This is a genomic window from Bacillus sp. BP-3 (assembly GCF_028401955.1).
Lineage (GTDB): Bacteria > Bacillota > Bacilli > Bacillales > Bacillaceae_G > Bacillus_A.
Genome location: NZ_JAQOTJ010000001.1, coordinates 1 through 22,169, shown reverse-complemented (window position 1 = coordinate 22,169; position 22,169 = coordinate 1). Strand labels below are relative to the sequence as shown.

27 protein-coding genes and 2 pseudogenes are annotated in these 22,169 nt (G+C 36.5%); 12 read left to right on the top strand and 17 right to left on the bottom strand.

Translation table 11 applies throughout. The annotated features are described in order from the left end of the window. Positions 1–142: 142 nt before the first annotated feature. Positions 143–307, top strand: a complete 165-nt coding sequence (locus tag PLX19_RS00145; protein WP_272186505.1) for a hypothetical protein — start codon at positions 143–145, stop codon at positions 305–307. A 39-nt stretch (positions 308–346) separates the two neighbouring features. Here PLX19_RS00145 and PLX19_RS00140 read toward each other — a convergent pair whose 3' ends face one another. Then, positions 347–1,030: a metal-dependent hydrolase gene (locus PLX19_RS00140; RefSeq protein WP_272186504.1), complete on the bottom strand. Its 684-nt coding sequence runs from the start codon at positions 1,028–1,030 to the stop codon at positions 347–349. 147 nt (positions 1,031–1,177) lie between these two features. Here PLX19_RS00140 and pepQ point away from each other — a divergent pair, with 147 nt between their 5' ends. Further along, complete coding sequence (gene pepQ / locus PLX19_RS00135) at positions 1,178–2,275, top strand: Xaa-Pro dipeptidase (RefSeq protein ID WP_272186503.1); 1,098 nt, start codon at positions 1,178–1,180, stop codon at positions 2,273–2,275. A 23-nt stretch (positions 2,276–2,298) separates the two neighbouring features. On the opposite strand, the gene PLX19_RS00130 is transcribed toward pepQ, so the two are convergent. From PLX19_RS00130 to PLX19_RS00110, 5 genes are all read right to left on the bottom strand, one after another. After that, entirely contained in the window at positions 2,299–2,499 is a 201-nt protein-coding gene (locus tag PLX19_RS00130; RefSeq protein WP_272186502.1) for a hypothetical protein, read from the bottom strand. Positions 2,500–2,515: 16 nt separating this feature from the next. Then, positions 2,516–3,535: an anti sigma factor C-terminal domain-containing protein gene (locus PLX19_RS00125; RefSeq protein WP_251225951.1), complete on the bottom strand. Its 1,020-nt coding sequence runs from the start codon at positions 3,533–3,535 to the stop codon at positions 2,516–2,518. Further along, positions 3,525–4,025, bottom strand: coding sequence for an RNA polymerase sigma factor (locus PLX19_RS00120; RefSeq protein ID WP_272186501.1), 501 nt, complete (start codon positions 4,023–4,025; stop codon positions 3,525–3,527). Before PLX19_RS00120 ends, PLX19_RS00125 begins: the two co-directional genes overlap by 11 nt. A 141-nt stretch (positions 4,026–4,166) precedes the next feature. Next, complete coding sequence (locus PLX19_RS00115; RefSeq protein WP_272186500.1) at positions 4,167–4,562, bottom strand: hypothetical protein; 396 nt, start codon at positions 4,560–4,562, stop codon at positions 4,167–4,169. Positions 4,563–4,732: 170 nt separating this feature from the next. Then, entirely contained in the window at positions 4,733–5,089 is a 357-nt protein-coding gene (locus tag PLX19_RS00110) for a cupin domain-containing protein (RefSeq protein WP_272186499.1), read from the bottom strand. 127 nt (positions 5,090–5,216) lie between these two features. On the opposite strand from PLX19_RS00110, the gene PLX19_RS00105 reads away from it, so the two are divergent. Continuing rightward, entirely contained in the window at positions 5,217–5,408 is a 192-nt protein-coding gene (locus tag PLX19_RS00105) for a hypothetical protein (protein WP_272186498.1), read from the top strand. A 17-nt stretch (positions 5,409–5,425) separates the two neighbouring features. Beyond that, positions 5,426–5,896 (top strand): DUF4188 domain-containing protein, encoded by a 471-nt coding sequence (locus tag PLX19_RS00100; protein WP_272186497.1) that lies wholly within the window; start codon positions 5,426–5,428, stop codon positions 5,894–5,896. A gap of 41 nt (positions 5,897–5,937) precedes the next feature. Here the strand turns inward: PLX19_RS00100 and ald are convergent, their stop codons facing one another. After that, positions 5,938–7,071: an alanine dehydrogenase gene (gene ald, locus PLX19_RS00095; RefSeq protein WP_272186496.1), complete on the bottom strand. Its 1,134-nt coding sequence runs from the start codon at positions 7,069–7,071 to the stop codon at positions 5,938–5,940. A gap of 139 nt (positions 7,072–7,210) precedes the next feature. Beyond that, positions 7,211–7,975 (bottom strand): SDR family oxidoreductase, encoded by a 765-nt coding sequence (locus PLX19_RS00090; protein ID WP_442869008.1) that lies wholly within the window; start codon positions 7,973–7,975, stop codon positions 7,211–7,213. Between the two features lie 185 nt (positions 7,976–8,160). On the opposite strand from PLX19_RS00090, the gene PLX19_RS00085 reads away from it, so the two are divergent. The 3 genes from PLX19_RS00085 (at position 8,161) to PLX19_RS00075 (ending at position 9,627) form a co-directional block, all read left to right on the top strand. Beyond that, the gene (locus PLX19_RS00085; RefSeq protein ID WP_272186495.1) at positions 8,161–8,619 is read left to right on the top strand and encodes a universal stress protein; all 459 of its coding nucleotides are present in this window, start codon (positions 8,161–8,163) and stop codon (positions 8,617–8,619) included. Positions 8,620–8,735: 116 nt separating this feature from the next. Continuing rightward, positions 8,736–8,915 (top strand): ProA domain protein, encoded by a 180-nt coding sequence (locus PLX19_RS00080; protein ID WP_272186494.1) that lies wholly within the window; start codon positions 8,736–8,738, stop codon positions 8,913–8,915. Between the two features lie 94 nt (positions 8,916–9,009). Then, entirely contained in the window at positions 9,010–9,627 is a 618-nt protein-coding gene (locus PLX19_RS00075; protein ID WP_272186493.1) for a hypothetical protein, read from the top strand. 25 nt (positions 9,628–9,652) lie between these two features. Here PLX19_RS00075 and argH read toward each other — a convergent pair whose 3' ends face one another. Both argH and PLX19_RS00065 read right to left on the bottom strand, forming a co-directional pair. Further along, positions 9,653–11,041, bottom strand: coding sequence for an argininosuccinate lyase (gene argH / locus PLX19_RS00070; RefSeq protein WP_272186492.1), 1,389 nt, complete (start codon positions 11,039–11,041; stop codon positions 9,653–9,655). After that, positions 11,038–12,243 (bottom strand): argininosuccinate synthase, encoded by a 1,206-nt coding sequence (locus tag PLX19_RS00065; protein ID WP_272186491.1) that lies wholly within the window; start codon positions 12,241–12,243, stop codon positions 11,038–11,040. Before PLX19_RS00065 ends, argH begins: the two co-directional genes overlap by 4 nt. Before the next feature lie 170 nt (positions 12,244–12,413). On the opposite strand from PLX19_RS00065, the gene PLX19_RS00060 reads away from it, so the two are divergent. Then, on the top strand, positions 12,414–12,731 hold the full coding sequence (locus PLX19_RS00060) for a radical SAM protein (RefSeq protein WP_272186490.1): 318 nt from the start codon (positions 12,414–12,416) through the stop codon (positions 12,729–12,731). 263 nt (positions 12,732–12,994) lie between these two features. On the opposite strand, the gene PLX19_RS00055 is transcribed toward PLX19_RS00060, so the two are convergent. Then, positions 12,995–13,210 carry an aspartyl-phosphate phosphatase Spo0E family protein gene (locus PLX19_RS00055; protein WP_272186489.1) on the bottom strand — a complete coding sequence of 72 codons (216 nt, stop codon included), beginning with the start codon at positions 13,208–13,210 and terminating at the stop codon, positions 12,995–12,997. Positions 13,211–14,205: 995 nt separating this feature from the next. Here PLX19_RS00055 and PLX19_RS00050 point away from each other — a divergent pair. Next, positions 14,206–14,856 (top strand): YitT family protein, encoded by a 651-nt coding sequence (locus tag PLX19_RS00050; RefSeq protein WP_272186488.1) that lies wholly within the window; start codon positions 14,206–14,208, stop codon positions 14,854–14,856. A gap of 27 nt (positions 14,857–14,883) precedes the next feature. On the opposite strand, the gene PLX19_RS00045 is transcribed toward PLX19_RS00050, so the two are convergent. Beyond that, positions 14,884–15,711, bottom strand: coding sequence for an EcsC family protein (locus PLX19_RS00045; RefSeq protein WP_272186487.1), 828 nt, complete (start codon positions 15,709–15,711; stop codon positions 14,884–14,886). Between the two features lie 126 nt (positions 15,712–15,837). Here PLX19_RS00045 and PLX19_RS00040 point away from each other — a divergent pair. Next, positions 15,838–16,269, top strand: a pseudogene (locus PLX19_RS00040) (NUDIX hydrolase). Positions 16,270–16,308: 39 nt separating this feature from the next. Here the strand turns inward: PLX19_RS00040 and PLX19_RS00035 are convergent. From PLX19_RS00035 to PLX19_RS00015, 5 genes are all read right to left on the bottom strand, one after another. Next, positions 16,309–17,502, bottom strand: a complete 1,194-nt coding sequence (locus PLX19_RS00035; RefSeq protein WP_272186486.1) for an acetate kinase — start codon at positions 17,500–17,502, stop codon at positions 16,309–16,311. Positions 17,503–17,799: 297 nt separating this feature from the next. Beyond that, a complete protein-coding gene (locus PLX19_RS00030; protein ID WP_272186485.1) occupies positions 17,800–18,786 on the bottom strand; it encodes a class I SAM-dependent methyltransferase in 987 nt (328 codons plus the stop codon). Between the two features lie 112 nt (positions 18,787–18,898). Beyond that, entirely contained in the window at positions 18,899–19,399 is a 501-nt protein-coding gene (tpx, locus tag PLX19_RS00025) for a thiol peroxidase (protein ID WP_272186484.1), read from the bottom strand. A 131-nt stretch (positions 19,400–19,530) separates the two neighbouring features. Beyond that, positions 19,531–19,926 (bottom strand): GerW family sporulation protein, encoded by a 396-nt coding sequence (gene ytfJ / locus PLX19_RS00020; RefSeq protein ID WP_272186483.1) that lies wholly within the window; start codon positions 19,924–19,926, stop codon positions 19,531–19,533. A gap of 290 nt (positions 19,927–20,216) precedes the next feature. Beyond that, entirely contained in the window at positions 20,217–20,846 is a 630-nt protein-coding gene (locus PLX19_RS00015) for a DUF2953 domain-containing protein (RefSeq protein ID WP_272186482.1), read from the bottom strand. A 155-nt stretch (positions 20,847–21,001) separates the two neighbouring features. Here PLX19_RS00015 and PLX19_RS00010 point away from each other — a divergent pair, with 155 nt between their 5' ends. Further along, complete coding sequence (locus PLX19_RS00010) at positions 21,002–21,805, top strand: NAD kinase (RefSeq protein ID WP_272186481.1); 804 nt, start codon at positions 21,002–21,004, stop codon at positions 21,803–21,805. Positions 21,806–22,005: 200 nt separating this feature from the next. Further along, positions 22,006–22,169, top strand: a pseudogene (locus PLX19_RS00005) (IS5/IS1182 family transposase); the annotation flags it as partial.

Here is a 22,169-nt window from a genome sequence, read left to right as displayed (position 1 = left end):
TATATCTGTACTATTTTTTTTATAACAAATCTATACAAGTTTCTTACAATAATGTAATTTCCTTGTCACTTCATTCGATGGTTTGTTTCATTTCCTTATCGTACAATGAAATCAAGAACTAAGAGAAAAGGAGCGATATGATATGAAAAAAACTTTACTTTTAATTGGTGCGGTATTGTTAGCATTTGTGGACGGAAAGAGAGTGGCGATAGAATTAAACGGATCAGCAGAAATAGAAACAGACAAACCGCAATCTAAAAATGATATAACAAATACACCATTTACATTATACCCTTCTCATATATAAAAACCTTCACTTTGCCGCGCAAAATGAAGGTTTCTTTTTTTACAATTCAATACCCTCCCCAGCTGCTAATACTTTTCCTACGCTGCTGGTTAGTTTCTCTACAAATTGATGCGGATCTTGTTCAATAACTGGGAACGTATTATAGTGCATTGGCACAACAACTTTCGCTCCGACCCATTCCGCTGCGAGCGCGGCATCTTCTGGTCCCATTGTAAAGTTATCGCCAATTGGTAAAAACGCCACATCAATCTCATGACGAGAACCAATTAATTTCATATCAGAAAACAACGCTGTATCTCCAGCATGATAAATTGTTTTCCCTTCTGCCGTAAATACAATTCCAGCTGGCATTCCTGTATATGTAATTGTTTGATTCTCTTCATCCACATAACTAGAGCCGTGAAATGCCTGTGTAAACTTCACTGTTCCAAAATCAAATGTATGAGAACCACCGATATGCATTGGATATGTCTGAACACCTTTCCAACCTAAAAATGTCGCAAGTTCAAACGGCGCAATGACAACTGCATTATGTTTCTTCGCTAGTTCAACTGTATCTCCAACATGATCGCCATGACCATGAGAAAGGATAATCGCATCTACTGTTACATCTTCTACTTTTAAATCTGTTTTCGGATTGCCTGTAATAAATGGATCAATTAAAATAACCTTTCCATTCGTTTCAATCTTTACAACAGAATGACCGTGATAAGATACTTTCATCTGCCCATTCCTCCTTTGTTTTCATTCCACCTCTTATTCTACATGATTTCATAATTCCCTGTCTTTTCAAACATCTATTTGCTTGTCAGAATACTTTCACTCGATGTAAAGTTATACATGTAATGAAAATTTCGGAGGTGCGAATCTATGAATACTAGATTAGGAAAATTAATGCAATGGCTGCAAGAACAAAATACAGAGGCTGCATTCTTAACTTCTACACCGAGCGTCTTCTATATGACGAACTTCCACTGTGAACCGCACGAAAGACTACTTGGTCTATTTGTATTCCAAGAAAAAGAACCGATGCTAATTTGTCCTAAAATGGAAGAAGGGCACGCGAGAGGCGCTGGCTGGACTCATGAAATTATTGGATATACAGATACAGACAACCCATGGGATATGATTGCAAAAGCAATTGAAGCACGCGGCATCGATGCAAGTGCAGTAGCAATTGAAAAAGAACATTTAAATGTAGAACGCTACGAGTACTTATCACAATTATTCCCAAAAGCAACTTTTAGATCAGCTGAAGAAAAAGTACGCGAACTTCGTTTAATTAAAGACGAAAAAGAGCTTGCGATTTTACGCGAAGCTGCTGCGATGGCTGATTATGCAGTTGAAATCGGGGTAAATGCCATTCAAGAAAATCGTAGTGAACTTGAAGTACTTGCAACAATTGAGCATGAATTAAAGAAAAAAGGCATACATAAAATGTCCTTTGACACGATGGTACTAACAGGTGCAAACTCTGCACTTCCGCACGGCGTTCCTGGCGCAAACAAAATACAACGTGGTGATTTCGTCCTATTTGACTTAGGTGTTATTATCGACGGTTACTGCTCTGATATTACACGTACAGTTGCATTTGGCGAAATTTCAGACGAACAAAAACGCATTTATGAAACTGTATTAAAAGGTCAATTAAACGCTGTTGAATCATGTAAACCAGGCGCAACATTTAGTGAAATCGACCGTGCAGCTCGTTCTGTAATCGCAGATGCTGGCTACGGCGACTTCTTCCCGCACCGCCTTGGTCATGGACTTGGCATTAGCGTTCATGAATTCCCAGACGTAAAAGAAGGTAACAACTCACCTCTTCGTGAAGGCATGGTCTTCACAATTGAGCCAGGTATTTACGTACCAAACGTAGGCGGCGTTCGTATTGAAGATGATGTGTATATTACAAAAGATGGCGTAGAAATTTTAACGAAGTTCCCGAAAGAATTACAGTTTGTGAAATAAATATAATACAAAAAGAAGGTGCTTTAAAAAGTACCTTCTTTTCTTTCCCTTATTTTTAATTGAAATCGTACGAGAATGATTGATATGACGTTCATAAAAACAGCTACTGACATACAAAATCCACTCACAAATTCACTCATAGCTCCATCATAATACTGCTCTACACAGTAAGATACTCCAATTAAGAATAAGATCATATAAATAGTTACGTATATTCCTTTCATCATAACTCCCTCTCATCTATTGCTTATCAACCATCACTCCTCGAACAGCAGCTTTCACATAAGGTGCTCCTTGCAGTTGTTTGAGTGATTCCGTTGTCCCTGTCACAACTATACCGTAAATCGGTAGGTCTTTTGGAGGAATGTTTTTGACTTCTTGATAATACTTACGATAATGGTCTCTAAATCCAATTACACTTTTATCATCTGTTAAAAGTCTCATTGAGCTAAGAAACCCTTCACTATTTCTCTTTATATCATTCTGAAGATCTTCCATCTTCTTCGCATGACTACCCTCAAATCCAAATACATCGAAGGACATCTCAGCATTTAAAACCCCACCGCTTTCAGGATCAACTAATCCTACGTAAGAATCTCCCTTTTTTTCATCGTATGTATCTACCCAAAACCAAGCTGGCCGTATATCTTTCGGTAACATTTGGACAACTTGCTCCGCTGTGTACGCTTTATCGAAGGACAAAGCAACTTCAGCCACTTTATTTTTCATTTCTCCTATATTCTCTAAATCATTTACATAGTTTACGTATTTCATAAACGGTAAATAAAAACGCATTTCTCTTTGCATTGTTTGTATGTTATAGTCTGGCATTGTTTCAAAATCATCTTTCTTATTCGAGACCTCTTCCTCTAAATGTGTATTACCATTATGATTCACCCGACTAACTCCCCATATAGAATACTCATATATTTCATCAATCCATTTAACCGGTTGACCAGCTATATTTTTGTACGAACTATACATCATGGTTCCACCTGTTACTCCCATACTTAATTTCGTATGCCCATAAAATCTCATATTAGGACCCTGCATACCATGTAATGCATACACTTCTCGGTCCATTTTTTTGAAGTTTTCTTGTGTAAAATAAACTATAATACTAAAAGTCCCAACAAGAACAATAATCGTAGCACAAATAGATATAATCCAATTTCGTAACAAGTGCTTCCGCTTTGCTTTTTTCATCAGAGCTTTCATCTGTTTATCATCCATATTTAAATCAAAATCTTTACGACTCATCTACTTTCCTCCTATACAATTCTTTAAATTGATTTCGTGCCCTATATAAATTTGTTTTGACCGTAGCTTCTTTCATTCCTAATAAATTAGCAATTTCTTTATAAGAGAGCTCGTATTCATACTTTAGTAATAAAATATGTTTGTAATCTTGGCTTATCGTTTCTAAAATTTCTTGTACTTCCCCTTGTAGTTCTTTCGTTAGCATGACGTCTTCTAGTGATTTTTGACCAATGAGTACAGCTGATTCAAGCGCAATTGGATTTAAACGATTTGTTTTCCGATATATATCACGGTGGTGATTAATAGCAACGCGAAACAGCCATGGAGTCAATCGATCTAACGGAATATCTTCCATAAATAGCAGTGCCTTATATAATGTATCTTGCACAATATCTTCAGCTTCTTTTGTTTCCACGCCAAGCTTTCGTAAGTAATGATATACTGCTTTTGATTTTTCTAATAACAGTAATTCGTATGTATCATAATTCATCACTCGCTCCTTTCTATGTACTTAACGTTTGAATATGTAAAATGTATACAAACTTTATAAAAAATGTTCAAAAATAATAAGCACATCAATATTTGATGTGCTCTCAATTTCACTAACGCCAAACTACCTTTTCTTTTATTCTCATGCACTTTTCTTATATGTGCATCGTTTATTTACATCGCTAAAAATCACTTCTAAATGGTCTCCGTCTCTTTTCAATTGCTGTTTCGAGATAAAAGAATTTCCATAATCAAGGATATATGAATCTCCTTTATTCTCTTGTTTGTACGTTCCTTTATATTTGCCTTCTTTCTGATCATTTGTATGCATTTCTACCAAATGATAAATAACGTCTTTTTTCTCTTCCTTTTTTGTGACCGTTTCAAATTTATAGTATACCGGACATTGACTTTGTTTCTCTTGAGACAGTTCCCAAGTCCCATCTATCCCATCATTTCCACACGCACTTAACATAGCTGTACACGCAATAGTAAATGCAAATTTTAAAAACGCCCCGCCCATTCTCTTTTCTCTCATTGTATATGTCATCCTTAATCAAACGTAGTTTATTGAAATTAGTAGCACTAAACCCACATTATACCACGTAAATTTCTTCCTCAATTAACAATTCCCTTGAAATTTCCTCTGAATTAGTATTTATATTTTTCTATCAATTCATTGCATAGCAATTATCCGGAAATTGAGACCTATTCCACGATAACTGTATCAGCCTCTAAATCTTCAAAACAAAGATTGACAGTACGTTTTAATGCTCTAGTACGGTGAATCGTTCCCGCTGGAATTAGCAACGTATCATTTGGCTTCAAAGCAATCGTTTCTTGATTTTGAAAATCAACCAATAGCTCTCCTTCTACTACCATAAATAACTCATCTGAATTCGAATGAAAATGCCATTCATATTCTCCTGTAAAAACAGCAATGCGTAAACAATGGTTATTTACATTTGAAACAACGAAATTTTTATGATTTTCTGTAATATGTTTCGTGATCTCTAATAAGTTAGTTTTTTCTAACTTTGTTTCTTTTGTTAGTTCATTCTTCATATTTATCGCCCCATTATCCAAGTGGTATATTACAATTTTTTCTAATCTCATCATATCAAATTTTCTAGTTTAGTGAGTGAAAATTCCCAAAATTAAATCAATCGATTGACCAAAAAGGAGTATACATATGAATGAAGTATTTGCAAACTGCGTAGAAGAAGACAAAGCCGCAGGAGAAATCACACTTCAGATGGACACTTCACAAATTGTAAAACTATTACACTCTATTTTTTACGGTGCTTATTTAATATCTCATGTCTTTCAAACCCAACATGTAATGGACATGTACGACATTCATTTACGTATATTAAATCCATAATGAAAGAGCGATAAATAATGAAAGCTGTAATACCTGAACGTTATACTGCACAGATGGATGATTCCTTTGTAGTATTTGTAAGTGGTATGCGTATTAATAGACCATCTGCTGTTTCAAAATGGTTACCAGTAGCCCGGGCAATGGGCGGAATGCTAAAAGAGTTATATGAAAATAAAGAACTAGGTTTCCTCGGTACAGAATCTTTTTTCAACGGCCGCACCACTTTACAAATTCAATATTGGAAATCCTTTGAAGCTCTTGAACACTATGCATGCCACGCTTCCTTCCATGTAGAAACACGGAAAAATACCAACCTAAAATCTTCCAAAAACGAATCAGTTGGTATTTTTCATGAAACATATGTGATTGAGAAAGGCCAATATGAAAGTGTATATGTAAACATGCCGCGTTTTGGATTAGCAAAAGCTGGTGAATCTATCCCTGTAAATCGGCAACGCGAAACGGCACAAGCACGTATGAAATCATAATAAAAGCGACTATCCAACGGATAGTCGCTTTACAGTCTTTCTTATGATAAAGCAGGTGCTTTTTCAAGAAGCTCTTTTGCATCGGCATATTGTAAGCCATGTGCTTCTGCAACCGCTTCAAATGTTACGTAACCATCTAATGTATTAATACCTTTTAATAAGGCATTGTTATCTAAGCAAGCTTTTTTGTAGCCTTTGTTTGCGATTTGTACTGCGTATGGTACTGTTACGTTTGTTAACGCAAGTGTTGATGTACGTGGAACTGCACCAGGCATGTTTGCAACTGCGTAATGAACAACGCCATGTTTTTCATAAGTTGGATTGTCATGTGTTGTAATACGATCAGTTGTTTCAAAAATACCACCTTGGTCAATTGCGATGTCAACTACAACAGAACCTGGTTCCATCGATTGGATCATTTCTTCTGTTACAAGTTTTGGTGCTTTTGCACCTGGAATTAATACTGCACCGATAACAAGGTCAGATTCTTTTACAGCTTCTGCAATGTTATATGGGTTAGACATTAATGTTGCTACTTGGTTGCCGAAGATATCATCTAATTGACGAAGACGATCTGGACTTAAGTCGATAATTGTTACATCCGCACCTAGACCAACGGCAATTTTCGCTGCGTTCGTACCAGCTTGACCACCGCCGATAATTGTTACTTTGCCGCGTTTTACTCCTGGAACACCAGCAAGTAAAATACCTTTACCGCCTTTATTTTTTTCAAGGAACTGTGCACCAATTTGCGCAGCCATACGACCTGCTACTTCACTCATAGGTGCAAGTAATGGTAAAGAGCGGTTATCTAATTGAACTGTTTCATAAGCGATACCAACTACTTTGTTGTCAATTAATGCTTTTGTTAATTCTGGTTCTGGAGCTAAGTGTAAGTATGTGAATAAAATTAAGCCTTCACGAAAATAGCCGTATTCACTTGGGATTGGCTCTTTCACTTTCATAACCATCTCTTGATTCCACGCTTCTTGTGCTGTTTCTACAATTGTTGCGCCTGCTTCAACATACGCTTCATCTGTAAATCCAGACCCTAAACCAGCACCTTTTTGAACAAAAACTTCATGACCGTTGTGAACTAAATGAACAACACCCGCTGGTGTCATCGCTACACGATTTTCATTGTTTTTAATTTCTGTTGGTACACCGATACGCATTGGAAATTCCCCCTTGAAATTATAAAAATTACCCCTAAATGATTATAATAGTTTTGTAAAGCGCTTTCTATTCTCTTATATTTTATCATAAGTTTTCATTTTTTGACAAAAACAATACAAGTTGTCCGATAGAATTTGTCTAATTTTGACGATATCGATGAATGACATCAACTGCTCCTGTTACTTCTATAACGGTTCCCGTAATCATATCTGAATCTTCCTCACATAAAAAAGAAATTGTACGAGCGATATCTTCTCCTGTACCAGAACGCCCAATCGGTGTACGCTGATCAGATAATGTACGCGCCGTCGCAATTGTTGCTTCTTTCATATCACCAATAATATCACCGGGACATATCATATTTGATGTAATCCCATATTCAGCTTCTTCATAAGCAATTGTTTTCGTAAGCGAAACTAGTCCGACTTTTGCAGCCGCAAAAGCAGAGCGATATAACCACCCTGGCGCACTATCTGCCCCTTGAAATCCATAATTCACAATTCGACCAAATTTTTGCTGACGCATAATCGGAACAACAAGCTTTAGTAAGTGAAATACAGCCGTTAAATTACCATGAATCATTTCATTCCATTCATTATCTTTATATTCAACTAACTTTTTACGCTCGAATACGTAAGGACCTGCATTATTAATAAGAAAGTCAATACGGCCAAAACGATCCATCGCTTTTGTTACTACTGTATGTAAATCTTCTTGTTTCGTTACATCCGCTTGTACAAATTGCATACGATGTGCAAGATTTTTATATTGCTGCTTTAACGTTTCCATCGCTTGTACATCACTGCGATATGTTACTGTTACCGAGTATCCTTTATGTAATAAATTCTCTGTGACTTTCTTCCCTAAACCTTTTGTACCGGCTGTAATGAGCGCATGTCTCACAAACATAAGCCTCCTTTTTTCTTGCTATACTTCATATGTAACAACTTCTTTATACAATTACAACTAAAATGTTCGAAACAGAGTTTTCAAAATTCTGTAACGTTTCTGTCAAACAATTTTCCATAATTTACTTTATAATAAAAATGTAAGAGTTATAACGCTTATAAATCGGGGAGGAATTGTTCATGAATACTACATATACAAATATTTTAATCGCAGTTGATGGTTCTAAGGAAGCTGAAAAAGCATTTAAAAAAGCAATTCAAGTTGCAAAACGTAACGATGCTACATTAACAATCGTTCATATCGTTGACGTTAAAGCTTACTCTGCAGTAGAAGCATATAGCCGTGCAATCGCAGAGCGCGCAAATATATTTGCTGAAGATTTGTTAGAAGACTACAAAAAGGTTGCCCTTGAAGCAGGAGTTACAAAAGTAGAAACTGTATTAGAATTCGGTAATCCAAAATCAAAAATCTCAAAAGATATTGCACCAAAAAACCAAGTTGATTTAATTATTTGCGGTGCAACTGGTTTAAATGCAGTAGAACGTTTCTTAATCGGCAGCGTCTCTGAACATATTATTCGCTATGCGAAATGCGATGTCCTTGTTGTTCGCGGCGAAGAAGAACAAGGTGATATTTAATAACTTTAATAAACTCACACCAAGCCTCTATATAATGGCTTGGTGTTTTTTTCATTCCTTCTAAATAAAATTATTTTCTGCGGTTATGATAAGAAAAAAAGAATGGAGGAGCTAACATGGAAAGTTCTGAACGTATTATACTTGATTTAAATGGGCAAGAAATCGACATGGTAGAAACAATTTGTGCCCACTTTAAAGAAAAACACGGTGTAGAATTAAGTCATGGCGCACTATTTCGCGACTTAATGGACATCGAATATATTCGTCTTACAGAAGGAAAGCACAAATACGAATAAAAAATATAAACGCTAGGTTGCTTATATGATACAAGCAACCTTTTCCTTTATGCATACACTATAAATATGTCCAAGCATAAAGGTGTGATTTTTCTTGAATAATGAAAAGAAAACCAACAGCGAAACCACAGTCAAAAGCAAGCGCACTACTCCGTTTATAAACTTATGCATCTTTACTCTTTCCGGCTGTAATGTATCAGAAAAAGAAATTAAGAAGCAAGTTGAATTAGCAACAAAAATATGGAAGATAGAATTTGTTATTACTAGCATCACAACGCTGAAAGATTTTTCTGTTCGAACGAATGATACTTCATTTCGGAAAAAGCAAAGTAAAAATATAAAACAATTATTTAGCGAAAGAAAATATCTCTTTCCAAATCCAAATAGTATTTCAATCTTTTATACAAATGCAAGACACCTCTCAAACAATACAACGGGACGATCGTTCTCTTCTCTTATGACAAAAAGCCGTTTTAATCATATTATTCTTACAAAATCTTCATTAGAAAATACACTTGCGCATGAACTCGGACACATTTTATTCTACTCTCATCGAAAACTACAAGGAAAAAATCCAGATACAAACTCATATCGAACACATAGTCTAGATTCTAAAAATATTATGTTTGGAACTGCCACAACTCGTAAATGGCAAACAACATCTCTGCAAAGAACGAAAGCATTAGAAAGTACATTAATTAAATATAGGTAACAATTATGAAAACCCCCGTGAAATGTTACATATTCACGAGGGTTTCTACTCGTTCTTTTGCTTTTTGAAGCGCTTGCCCAATTTGTTCGAATCCTGTACCACCTGCACTGTTTCTTCTTTTTACTGCAGCGTACGGCGAAAGGACTTCGTATAAATCTTCCTCAAATAATGGACTCATCTCTTGATAAATTGCTAACGGTAGATCAAGTAAATATACACCTTTGTTAATGCAAAGAAGGACAAGCTTTCCTACAATTTCATGTGCCTGACGAAACGGTAATCCTTTACTCGCTAAATAATCTGCGATCTCGGTTGCATTTGAAAAGTCTTGCGTAACAGCTTTCGCCATATGATCTTTTTTCACCGTCATCGTCTCAAGCATACCGGCCATTACATGTAAACACCCTTTTACTGTATTAACCGTATCAAACATACCTTCTTTATCCTCTTGTAAATCTTTATTATAAGCAAGCGGCAATCCTTTCATAACGGTTAATAAACTAAACAAGTTGCCGTATACTCTCCCTGTTTTCCCGCGAATGAGCTCTGCCATATCCGGATTTTTCTTTTGTGGCATAATGCTGCTGCCCGTTGCATAACTATCACTGATTTCAATAAACTGAAATTCCTGACTGCTCCATAAAATCAGTTCTTCACAAAAGCGCGATAAATGCATCATTAATATAGAAGCATTACTTAAAAATTCAAGAATGAAATCACGGTCGCTTACTGCGTCTAAACTATTCTCATATATCCCATCAAATCCGAGCAGCTGTGCACTATATTCACGATCAATTGGGAATGTCGTCCCAGCAAGTGCCCCGGCTCCGAGCGGAGAAATGTTAATACGTTTTAACGAATCTTTAAAACGATTCACATCACGTTCTAACATCCAAAAATATGCAAGAAGATGATGCGCAAAAGAAATTGGCTGTGCGCGCTGTAAATGTGTATATCCTGGCATAATTGTTTCAATATGTTCTTCTGCCTGCACTGTAAGTACAGTCTGCACTTGCTTCACTGCCTCGATAATATACTGTACTTCATTTCGCAAATACAAATGCATGTCGGTTGCTACTTGATCATTACGACTTCTTCCTGTATGCAGCTTACCACCAACTTCTCCAATATGCTGAATTAACATTTTTTCAATGTTCAAATGAATATCTTCTGCTTCAACAGAGAACGTAAGTTCCTGCTTCTTTGCTTTTTCCAGTAAATACTGAAGTCCGTTTTTAATTTTTTCTCCTTCTTCCGCTGTTACGATGCCGCATTTCGCGAGCATCGTAACATGCGCAATACTTCCTTCTATATCTTCTACTGCTAATTGCTGGTCAAAGGATATGGAAGCTCCAAACTCCTCAACCCACTGCTCAGCCTGCTCTGTAAAGCGACCGCCCCAAAGTTTACTCATGCCTCCACCTTCTTTTGATTCACTTGGCTATATACTTTTGTTGGTAAACCAAATAATGAAATAAATCCAATTGCGGCATCGTGATTAAATTCATCTTCTACTGTATATGTTGCTAATTTTTCATCATATAGAGAATAATTCGATTTACGTCCTTCTACAATTGCATGTCCTTTAAACAATTTCACACGCACTGTACCTGTTACATGTTTTTGCGTTTCTTGTAAAAAGGCAGCAAGGGCATCTTTTAAAGGCGAGAACCATAAGCCGTTATAAATTAACTCTGTTAATTTTTGTTCAATCACTGGTTTAAAATGTGCTACTTCTTTTACAAGCGTTAAATCTTCCAATTCCTTATGTGCAGTAATTAACGTCATCGCTGCTGGACATTCATATACTTCACGTGACTTAATACCGACAAGACGGTTTTCTACGTGATCAATGCGACCAACCCCATGCTTACCAGCAAGAGCATTTAACGATTTAATTAACTCTGACAAGGAATAAGATACACCATTTAATGTTGTTGGCACCCCTGCTTCAAACCCAATTTCTACAAATTCTGGTTTGTTTGGTGTATTCTCCAGTGCTAACGTCATTTCATATGCTTCTTCTGGCGGCGCTGCCCATGGGTCTTCTAAAATTCCACACTCATTGCTTCGTCCCCATAAATTTTGATCAATTGAAAACGGGCTGTCTAAGTTAATCGGAATTGGCACATCGTTTTCTTTTGCATACGCAATTTCCTCTTCACGTGACCATTTCCATTCACGCACCGGTGCAATCACTTTTAAATACGGATTTAACGCTTGAATAGAAACTTCAAAACGTACTTGGTCGTTTCCTTTTCCAGTACATCCATGTGCAACTGCACTTGCCCCTTCCGCCTCTGCGATTTCTACCAATTTCTTCGCAATTAACGGACGAGATAATGCAGATACAAGTGGATATTTCCCTTCGTATAACGTGTGAGCTTGCAGTGCTTTTAATGCATATTCATTCGCAAATTCTTCTTGCACGTCAATCATATACGATTTAATAGCTCCAACGGATAGTGCCTTTTCTTTCACAAATTCTAAATCTTTTCCTTCTCCTAAATCTAAACAAAGTGCAATAATATCGTATCCTTTTTCTTGTAACCATTTAATTGCAACGGAAGTATCAAGGCCTCCGGAATAAGCTAATACAACTTTCTTGTTTTCCATTTTATATCCCCCTAAAAAGAATATTTATTCATAATCATTAATATTAATTCATAATTTATCATCTTTTCAAAAATGGCGCAAGGGATATTTGCAAATATTTTTTTAAACAATTCCATCGAAGTTCGTTCTCTTTTTCGATACAATAAAAACAGAAAATGGAGGGGAGAGGCATGAAACAATATTTCATATATAATGAACATCTAGGAATTGAAATACCTGATTTACAAGAAAAATGGGAAGAGATTCCTACCGCTGTGCAGCATGCCATTTTATTAAAGTGGGAACAAATTCGCGGGAAAATACCCGATCGAATTCAGGAGCTTGAACATATCATTAATACGAAACAGCATAAATTAAATAACGAAGAAAACTTCGAGCTTTCCTGTAAATTGAATACAGAAATTGCTGATCTTGCCTCCATCATTAACGACCTTTGGCTTTGGTACCGCCTTACTCAAAATGTTTCTGAAGGAAAAGCGCATCAGTAATTCTTATTTGGAGTTTACACACTTCATTCGTCACCTACGATTTCTTTCATAGGAGATTTAATATACTTTGGAATGCGAGGTCTGCTAGTAAAAGGAGACGAATGTATCCAAACTGTTTCATTCACTTACACTGGCAGATTCATATACTCTTGTCACGTCGCCTCTTTAGACGTATTTACAAAACCACCAAATAAAAAAAATTCCCATCAGTAGAGCTCTACTGATGGGAATTTTTCATTATGAATATTCACAAACGTTTTTAACTAAGGAGAATTTATATTGTCATTCATATTTTTCCTTACAGAAATAGAATGCATACTTTCTTGGTAAGTAACACTTCCCATCAAACGATAGACTAATTCATCTAACTCTTTGCTGCATACAACTACCTTCTCATGATTTAATCCATACATTTTTACAAGTTCAGTTAGTTCTCCCCTTTTTTCCTCTACGCTTGTTTGCATATCTATTATTTTCATATGAACCTCTCCAGTCATCCCCTATATGACTCGAATTATAGGGAATATTCACTTTAAAATGAATATTATGTAATTAATTAAAGTAAATTTCTGTATGAATACAGGTTGAAAAGCAGCCATAAAGCGAATCTTTAATCAATGGGTGTTTTCTTCATCCCCACTGATTATCACCCCTTTACAGGCCCTAACTTCTTCAGAAAAGCGAAAGCGACTCGCTCAAAACAAGAGGGGATAAAGCTTGTGATATAGAGGTGCTTTTGGCCTCAACGGAAGATGCGAAGCCACCAACTATTCTAGCCGCTGGAGCTAGACAAAGATGTCGAAAAATTAAAATGGATTTAGATCATTTACACCGCACAAAATTTTACTTTCATAATAAAAAACTTTCGACAGCAAATATTAGTTTATTACACCATCTCCCCTCAAACTTTAACTGAACTTCACCTTACCCTCTCATATTTACGAAGTATGTAGGTTTTTCTTTGCCCACTTTCAGTTTCCAGCATCATACATTTTCAAAAAGTATGATATAATAGTATAAAATCTTTTACAGAAAGGATTTAGATATCATGATCGCTCGAAGGAGCATGTGGCATCGAAAAGACGAATCTTACACGTAGCGTATTTTTTTGCTTAGATATTTTGTCTAGCGAAAAAAATACGAAAGTGGGGAAATTATGATTACCCGAAGGATAATTTGGCAACAAAAAGATTCTTCTTACACGTAGCGTTTTGTTTAGGTTGTATGACACTCACTAAACAAAACCTAGAAGAGAATAGGATTGCTAAACAAAAATCCTACTCTGAGTTTTGTTTAGTCTATTTTAGGCCTAAACTAAAACGAAAGTAGGGAGAATTGATGGACGAGAGGATTATTCGTTATTTCTTCAGTGATATATAGCGTAGTTAGACATCTGTAAACTAACTGCTGCTATATAGGCGTAGTTAGTTTATACAAACTAGAAAACTACTAACTACGGAGAGAAGGAATAACGATGGAGAACATCCAAAGTCGACGAATTATTAAAGAAATTTTTATGGTTTTACTTGGTTCATTTATTTTAGCTACCGCACTATATCACATTCATTTTCAAAACCACTTAACTGAAGGTGGCTTTGTCGGAATCGCACTGTTTTTACAAAACTTTTTTGATATTTCACCATCCATTTCAACTGTTTTAATGGATATTCCAGTCATTTTACTATGTGCTACATTTTTAGGTAAAAAAATGGTTGGTTATTCATTTATCGGTTCGCTTTCATTCGGAGCGTTTTATTCTTTAATGGAAAATTATTCTCCATTCACGGTTGATTTATCTAATCATTTATTTGTAGCTGCAGTAATAGGCGGGGCTTTAGCTGGAGTTGGACTTGGTTTTATTTTACGATTCGGCGGTGCAACAGGCGGAGATGATATTTTAACGATTGTATTAAGTAAAAAGACTCACTTTACAGTTGGGCAAATTTTCTTCGTTTTTGACGTAATTGTCATTGCACTTTCACTATACTATTTAACATGGACTCAGATTGCCTTTACAATTCTTTCCCTTGCTGTACAGGCGAAGGCGCTAGATTTAATCTATTATCCAGCAGAGGAAAAGAAAACAGTGGCAATTCCATTATCAAAACAACATGCAACAAATTAGAAGCGAAAGGCAGCTGCCTTTCGCTTTTTACTTTTGGCGTAAATAACGCATTTGATAAAATCGATTCGCAAACTCTGTCACACTCCGCGTTAACCGATAGTTCGCCGTAGATCCAACCGCAATCCCAAGTACCGGTACACCTTGAAACAACTTGCGGCGTAGCGAATAAATAATGAACGTTTTCAAAATTTGTTTTAACAGTACTTGTACTGATGCCGGATTTACTACTTCCTCTTCTCCCTCATAAAAGAATGGCGCTGGCTCTTCTTGTTCTAACTCTTGCAGTAAGTTATACCAAGCATACTGCTGCAAATGGGCTGGCAATATAGCCGCATGAAACACCTTTAACGCTAACATCATTTCATACGGTTTATTCACATCATGACCAAATGATGTGGCAATAAGCTGCACAGCTTTCACATTTAAACCAATCAATACAGGGAAGTCTGCACTTAATAATAAAAAACCGCCAATTCCTGTTACTCCTCCTTGCACGAAAGAATATAAACGATAACGAGCTGTTTGTTGTTCTGCTATGTATGTTAGTTGATGAATAGATAGTTCTCTCATTTCTTCAATATGTTCAATAGAATCATCAAACACACGCGCCGCCCCCAAAATCCGCCCTCGCGCATCGAGCTGCGACTGCGCGCTTTGTATGAACGCATGTAAATGAAAGAGCCATCCATCTGCCTTCGAAAAAATTTCATTTCGTTTCTTCTCTGGCAATTTCGAAAATGTACGATTTAACCATTTATCAAACATTTGCTGAAAATCCGTTGATTCGTATTGCACTAGTTGTTGCTCCCAGCCTTTTAGATCATGTAAAATTCGTTCCTCGCCCTTTGACAGCATACAAACATCCCCTTGGATTATTTTTCTACCTTGTAATATATTTGCCGTGAGAGGCCGTACGCCCTGTTTTTTTCTGAAAAATATGTTATTTTCAAATAAGTCCTAATAAAAAAGGAGAGGGATGTTATGTATCCACGTGCGAAAGCGTTAGGTATTATTGAACACAATGATTGCATCCTCGTTGAATAATATAACGAAAAACATGAAAGTGGTGAGGGACGTTATTACCGACCACTTGGAGGAACGATTGAACTTGGGGAATACGCGGCGCAAACCGTTATGCGAGAATTTAAAGAAGAACTTGGCGTCACTGTAGAAATCGGTACATACTTAGGCTGTTTAGAAAACATCTTTCAAATAGGCAATACAATTGGCCATGAAATAGTCCAATTGTATTCTATCTGCTTTTCAAACAAAGAACTTTATAAAAGGAATAAGATCACAATTGCAGATGGAGATAACATCTCTTATGCTGTATGGATCCCAATTGAAATGTTTTTGCAAAAGGAAAAAACATTATACCCAAACAGATTAACCGAACTACTTTCAAAAAGATAACAGAAAAAGACGGGAATCATCCCGTCTTTTCATCATATATTAACCAATATTACCAAGACGTACTACGTCACGAGCAATCATAACTTCTTCGTCTGTTGGAATTACGATTACTTTTACTGGAGAGTGAGGGAAGCTGATGAATGCTTCTTCACCACGGAAGTTGTTGCGTTTTGGATCGAAGTATACGCCCATAAACTCAAGTCCTTCTAATACGCGCTCACGAATTAGTGCACTGTTCTCACCAATACCAGCTGTAAAGATGATTGCGTCTACACCTTTCATGCGAGCTGCATAAGAACCGATGTATTTATGGATGCGGTCAACAAAGATCTCTAGTGCTACTTCTGCACGGTGATTTCCTTCTTCTTCAGCTTGCTCAATATCACGTAAGTCACTTGAGAATCCAGAAAGACCTAACATACCACTTTTCTTGTTTAATACGTTAAGAACTTCATCTACAGATTGTCCTGTTTTCTTCATAATATATGGAATTAACGCAGGATCAAGGTTACCAGAACGTGTACCCATTGTTACACCAGCAAGTGGTGTGAAGCCCATAGACGTATCAATTGATTTTCCGCCTTCAACAGCTGCGATACTTGCACCGTTACCTAAGTGACAAGAAAGTAAACGTAAACTTTCAAGTGGACGGCCTAATAATTCAGCTGCACGCTCTGTTACATACTTATGAGAAGTACCGTGGAAGCCGTATTTACGGATGCCGTATTTTTCATAGTATTCATAAGGTAAGCTATATAAGAAAGATTCTTCTGGCATTGTTTGATGGAACGCTGTATCAAACACTGCTACTGAAGGTACGTTCGGAAGAACTGCTTGGAATGCTTTAATACCAACAACGTGTGCTGGGTTATGAAGTGGTGCTAACTCACTTAAAGCATCGATTTCTGCTAATACTTCATCAGTAATTAGAGCAGAATCTGGGAATTTTTCACCGCCGTGTACAACACGGTGACCAATACCGCTAATCTCATCAAGAGATTTAATAATACCTGTTTCAGTTAATTTGTTTAAAAGCATATTAACCGCAACGCCATGGTCTGCGATATTTGTTACTTCAGTTTGTTTTTCACCGTTCACAGTAATTGTGAAGATAGCATCGTCTAAACCGATACGTTCTACTAAACCTTTTGTTAATACTGTTTCACTTGGCATTTCAAATAATTGGAACTTTAAGGAAGAGCTTCCTGCATTAATCGCGATGATTTTTGACATCTAGTCTTTCGCCCCTTTTTCTCTAGCTGTGTGGAATCTCTCCACAAACCGCTCAATTTTATGTCTTCAATTTTTCTCAGATAACAGAACCGTTCCACTGATAAAAATTTAATACTCACGATTTTAATTTAAACATCGTACGACACATATTTCAAGAGAAAAAATTGTAACACAACGTTTTTTTTTATATTACAGATTTAAAGTTTTCAATTTTGTCACCTATAAATATTACTGAATTTTGTAAACAATATAAAACTGTACTATATATAAGTGTATATCTGTTATATATGAACCCTTTTAGTTTTTCTCAACAAACCAGCCGTTAATTTGCTGCATGATGTTCTCCATCGCTTGCATATTAGAGAATTTCGGTAATTCTACTAATAACGCTTGTTTTGGCATGTTTACGTTTTGCCCTTTCTTTTGGAGAACAAATATACTTTTTGCATTTTTTTCATTCTTAAACATGGAAACAGGTAACTGTAGTAATCCTTGCACAAAACATGTTTCTTTAATAAATGCATGAAGCTTTGGTGCTTGGTCACTTTCAAAAATGAAGTTTGGCACTAAGAAAAATAAATAGCCGCCTTCTTTTGTATGTTTGACACTTTGTTCAATAAAAAGATGATGTGCATAAGACATACCTTCATCTGCTTTTAACGTATATTCACTTGCACCGATTTCATTTGGATAATAGCCGATTGGTAAATCACATACAACCGCATCAACTGGATCAATATAAAGAGAAGCTAGTCCATCTTGATTAAAGAACTCGACCGCTTGTTTTTGTAAATTTGCATTGACTAATGCAAGTTTAACAAGCAAGTCATCCACATCTACTCCAAAGCCACTCATCGTTGTCCCTTCTAAGCAACCATTGAAAATTGTCGTTAATAAATTTCCCGTTCCAACTGCAGGATCTAGTACAGTTATTTCCTTTTGATCCTTCATAAATTTATGGAATAAATAACTCATAAACATCCCAACTGCATCAGGCGTCATTTCATGATTTGCTTGTACGCCATCTTTCATCCCTTTTAAGATGGCAAGTTGGAACGCTTTGCGAATTTCTTCGCCTTTATAGTTTTCTTCATTAAACTTGCTATACTCACGCTCTAATCGTTCAATTGTTGGTTGTTCTAAGCCTTCTTGTAAAATTGTTCCTTCAAATAAATTGTCACCCGTTTCTACAAGTGCTTCTAAATACGTTATATCTAATTCTTTACGTAAAATTACGGCAGAAGAATCAAAAATAGAAAATAATGTTTCTACTGTTGAACTCACGAAAATTCCTCCTTTAAACTAAAATACACATAACTTATATCATACCATATTTTAAATTTTTCCCAAAAGAAAAAGCGACCCCTTGAGAAGAGATCGCTCTTTGTTGCCTATATTACTTTGCAGCCTTTGCTGCCTCTAATGCTGCTTCGTAATTTGGATGGCTTGTACCTTCGCTTACGTATTCTACGTAAACCACTTTATCGTTGCTATCTACTACGAATACTGCACGTGCAAGTAAACGAAGTTCTTTCATCACAACACCGTATGCTTCGCCAAAAGAAAGGTCGCGGTGATCAGAAACCGTTACAACGTTTTCTAAACCGTTAGCTGCACACCAGCGCTTTTGAGCGAATGGTAAATCAACGCTAATTGTTAATACTTTTGCATTTTCAATACCAGCTGCATCTTCGTTGAAACGACGAGTTTGTGCATCACATACACCTGTATCAATAGATGGTACAACACTAATCAATTTCACTGCGCCTTTATATGTCTCTAAAGTTACCGGAGATAAATCATTTGCTAACACTTGGAAGTTTGGAGCTTGATCGCCTACTTTCACTTCTGTGCCAACTAAAGTGATTGGGTTTCCTTTAAACGTTACGTTTGCCATTTGAAAATCCTCCCTTTTCTAAAAAACAAAATATGTACAGTGTAAATGATAGATGTTCAGTAAACAGAATGCAACTGAATCGCTCTGTTTTTAGAAAAAAGAAGCTAATCGCTCGATTAGCTTCTTTTTTCTTATATTTCATACTCCGGCTGTTCATCTTTTTGCTTATTCATCATTTCTTTTACCTTATCAACTGCTTGCGGTGCTAATTCCATTATTTTATCAAGTATATGTGTCTGTTTATCTAAATGAAGTACTTTCACACCTTCACTACTTACTATAAGAAAAGCAACCGGGTTAATGGAAACACCGCCACCGCTACCACCGCCAAATGGATGATGATTATTATTTTCTAATTTCCCAAATTCACTACCACCTGCCGCAAAGCCAAAACTTACTTTAGAAACCGTTAAGATAATACTTCCATCAGGTGACTGAATTGGGTCACCAATGATTGTATTCACATCAATCATATGATTTAACTGTTGCATCGCTGTTGTCATTAACCCTTGAATTGGATGTTCCATATAATCCCCCCTATATTTATCCCGCTTTAACGGGCAGTAATACTCCCACCTCAAAATCCGGCGAAAGCAATGTCCAGTTCCAGTGACTAGAATGTTCGGTGGCTTCGCTTCTTTCTGTGAGGTAAAAAACACCTCTACGTCAGAAGCTCCAACGTCCTACAATTCTGAGCGTGCCGCTTCCGCTTTTCTGAAGAAGTTATGCGGGAGATAAACTGCTAGCATGCGCCCGATTGTTGAGAGCTGGTAATCAGTGGAGGATGAAGAAACCCCCTACTGATTAAAGTTTCACTTTATTGCTGCACCGTATGATCTGTCGTAATAACGCCTTGCTTCTTCAGAAATATAAATAACCGAATTACCGCCCTAACTGCACGATATATGCGAAATGAGGCCGTTAATTCACAATGTGTTGCTACAGTTTTCCCTTGAAAAATCGGAGTAATTTCAAGCTGCGGCGTACCTATAATTTCTGCATATTGTCCGGCAACGCCAACAATGATCCCTTTTACCGACCATACATAGCCTGTAATAACTCCTGTACTCGCTGCATCACCTGTTCCAATTTGCGAATACCATTTCCAATTGTTGATTTTCACTTTTTGAAGAAAATCTTTAATCATAGTATGGATTTCTTGCAGCCTTTTTATAATCTCCCCTACACTGTCAAGCCATGCCACAAATTTATCCTCAGTCCCGCCTTCTTCTCCTGCTTTTTCAATTTTTTGACCTGTTTTTCTTTGCTGCTTTTCAATCCGTTCTAGTACATCAAACGTATAATGAATCATCCAGATTTTCACTTCAAACAAACATTGCTTTTCTGTTTCTGTATATAACAAACTAATTTTCAGCGATAATTTCGATAATAAAATAAGTAAGAGAAGCAAAATAAGCATTCCAATTCCAATCACAAGCCACTTCATCGTACCACCCTTTCATTCCGTATCCATTATCGACACGATATGAAAAATATAAACGAAATTGAAAATATAGATTTTTCTAAAAAAAGAAGGATTTCTCATATTTTTATTGAAATATACTATTTGAACATATTATTTACTGCATGGAGGGATACAAAATGGAAGATCGTCGCAATTTATTTTTCTTTTACGGTGATAATAAAGCAACGCTTATCGAAAAAATGAAACCAGTATACGACATTTTAAAGGAAAACGGATTTACAATACTAGACCATCCAAAGAACGCAAATGCCATCGTTAGTGTTGGCGACGACGGGACATTTTTGCAAGCTGTTAGAAAAACAGGATTTCGTGAGGATTGTTTATACGCAGGGATTTCGACAACAGATGATATTTCCTTTTACTGTGACTTCCACATCGACCATGTCGATAGCGCCCTTCAAGAAATCACAAAAAATAAAATTGAAGTAAGAAAATATCCAACAATTCAAGTAACTGTCGATCATGACACGTCCTTTTATTGCCTAAATGAATTTACACTGCGCTCTAGCGTAATTAAAACATTTGTATTAGATGTGTACATCGATGATTTATATTTTGAAACATTCAGAGGGGATGGCTTAGTCGTTTCTACCCCAACAGGAAGCACTGCATATAATAAATCACTAAGCGGAGCTGTCGTGGATCCATTAATTCCATGTTTCCAAGTAAGTGAGCTTGCTTCGTTAAATAACAATACGTACCGTACCCTTGGTTCTCCATTTATTTTAAGCAACAATCGTACGTTAACATTAAAATTAACTCATAATGACAAAGATTATCCTGTCATGGGTATGGATAACGAAGCACTTAGCATTAAGCAAGTCGAAAAAGCAGTTGTTCGTTTAAGCGATAAACAAATCAAAACAGTAAAACTAAAAAATAACTCGTTCTGGGAAAAAGTACAAAGAACGTTTTTATAAAGTGAAACTAACCAATCGGGCTTTTACGGGCAGTTTTCTTCCCTGCTCTTATCCTGCCCACGAATAGCGGGATAAAGAATAAAGGCGGCATGTGCCGCCTTTCAGGCTGTGGAGAAAGTATTCTCCGCAGCCTGTTTTTGTGTCTGAACCTCTTTTTATCTGTCAACACTGATAAAAAAGAGGAAAAGGAGAGATTTCTTATGATGGGTGCATTAAAAAATCATCGTGATGAACGCGTATCAGTTTCTGTAGAAGAGTTAGTTCCACAAGATCATTTTCTTCGTGCAATTGAAGCTACTATTAATTTTGATTTTATTGAGGAGAAGTTACGCCCCTATTACTGTGAAAACAATGGTCGTCCCTC